This window comes from Longimicrobium sp., assembly GCA_036389795.1.
In the GTDB taxonomy this organism is placed as follows: Bacteria; Gemmatimonadota; Gemmatimonadetes; order Longimicrobiales; family Longimicrobiaceae; genus Longimicrobium.
Map to the genome: position 1 here is coordinate 1 of DASVWD010000186.1, position 1,614 is coordinate 1,614.

Annotated in this window: 2 protein-coding genes; one reads left to right on the forward strand and one right to left on the reverse strand. The window is 71.5% G+C overall.

Annotation, left to right across the window (positions count from 1 at the left end; all coding sequences use genetic code 11):
• Positions 1 to 188 (reverse strand): hypothetical protein (locus tag VF746_22980; protein ID HEX8695294.1); only part of this gene is annotated, 188 nt, incomplete at its 3' end.
• 90 nt (positions 189 to 278) lie between these two features.
• On the opposite strand from VF746_22980, the gene VF746_22985 reads away from it, so the two are divergent.
• On the forward strand, positions 279 to 998 hold the full coding sequence (locus VF746_22985; GenBank protein HEX8695295.1) for a hypothetical protein: 720 nt from the start codon (positions 279 to 281) through the stop codon (positions 996 to 998).
• Positions 999 to 1,614 lie beyond the last annotated feature (616 nt).

A 1,614-nucleotide genomic window follows, 5' to 3' on the forward strand; every position in this document is an offset into this window, starting at 1 on the left:
GGCCGCGCCCGGCGCGCCGTCTCCGCGCGCGAGCGCGAACTGCGGGCGTTCGAGTGCGTGCCCCCGGAGATCGTCCCGCCCTCCACGGCGACCGTCCCGCCGCCCTCCCCCGCCCCGGCCGCCACGCCCGTCACACCCGTCGCGCCCGGCCCCGCCGGGACCGCGCCGCCGGCGTCCGCCGCGCCCACGGCGGACGTCCCGGGGACGACGCCCGTCGCGGCACCTTCGGCGGCGCCCGTCGCGGCACCTTCGACGGCTCCTTCCCCGGCGTCGCGTCCATGATCTCCGCAGCGCCGGCGCGCCCGCAGCGCCGGGATGCGCCGCGGCCTACCGTACTGCCGACGGGTCCGCGCACGGAGACGCCCACGGCCGCGCGGCTGCGGCACGGCACCGCCTGGCTCTATGCCGGCGCCGTCACCGCCATCCCCGTGAGCGTCTTCTGGGCCCCGGCGCTCGGCGGCGACTGGTGGTTCCTGGCGTTCCTGCTCTGGGGTGGCATGATTGCGGTCACCGGCCTGATGCTGCTGGTCTTCGCGGTCGTGCGGCGGACGGCGCGCGACGCGGCGGGGGTGCTCGCCGCGCTACTGGCGCTCGCCGGCGCGATCTGGCTGCTGCCGCTGGCGGGCACGGCGGGACGCGAGGCGGCGCTCGACCGGCACGCCGCCGGGCTGGAGGCGCTGGCGGTGGAGCTGGGCGCAGCGCCGCCGGAGGTGCGCGCGGTCCTCGCGGGCGGGAGGCCGGAGCAGTCGGTCCTCACGGACGAGCAGCGTCGCGCCGTGCACCGGCTGCGCGAGCAGGCGCGCGCGCTCGGGTTCTACTGGGTCCGCGCCGAGCCCGGGTACGTGCTGTTCATGGAGTCCGCCCCGTTCGCGCCCGACCCGCTCTACGTCGCCGGCGCGAGCGTGCCGCAAACGGTCGGGGACTGCCGCCGCCCCGAGCTGCGCTTCGCGGGCGGGCGCTGGTACACGCACCGCTGCCAGGACAACGCGCGCGACTGATACCACCTTGCAGAGCATCGTTCGGGAATAGGTCCTGAAAGGCCTCACACAGAGAACCAGAGAAACAGAGAACGTCGGTTTCTCTGTTCCTCTGTTTCTCTGTGTGATACCGTCTTTCGAGATTCGCTGTGCATTGGGAAGCTGTCATTCCGAGTGGAGCCCGATGCGCTGATCTCGCGTTCGCCACCGAAGTCGGCCGGGCTCCCGAGGGAATCTACCCGCGGCCGGCAGGAGGCCGGACTGATGCACGGAGCCAGCGTCCGGGCGGGGTGAGTAGTTTCCTCGGACGCCGCCCAGCTGAGGTGTGAAATTCGGATCGGTGCTGCGGCGCCGCTCGGAATGACATGGTTTGCGAGAGGACCGGATTGCACACTGATTTTGGGAATCCGGTATGATTCCAATCTGTTGCTGTTCTGTTTGGAACCAGAACGATGCTCCAAAACGTGGTATGACCAGGCGGAGAAGGCGGAGCACCACGAATCGGGATAGGGGGGCCGGTCTCCCGGCACCCCCTCCCCCACCACCGTACGTACGGGTCCGTATACGGCGGTTCGGATGGTTGATGGACTGAGTGTGTTGTGCTCCGTCCTGAGTGAAGAGGCTGCTCCCCGCCGTC

What these genes read in the sequence shown, in the direction of transcription:
- VF746_22985 (HEX8695295.1), top strand. Translation starts at nt 279, where the DNA reads ATGATCTCCGCAGCGCCGGCGCGCCCGCAGCGCCGGGATGCGCCGCGG.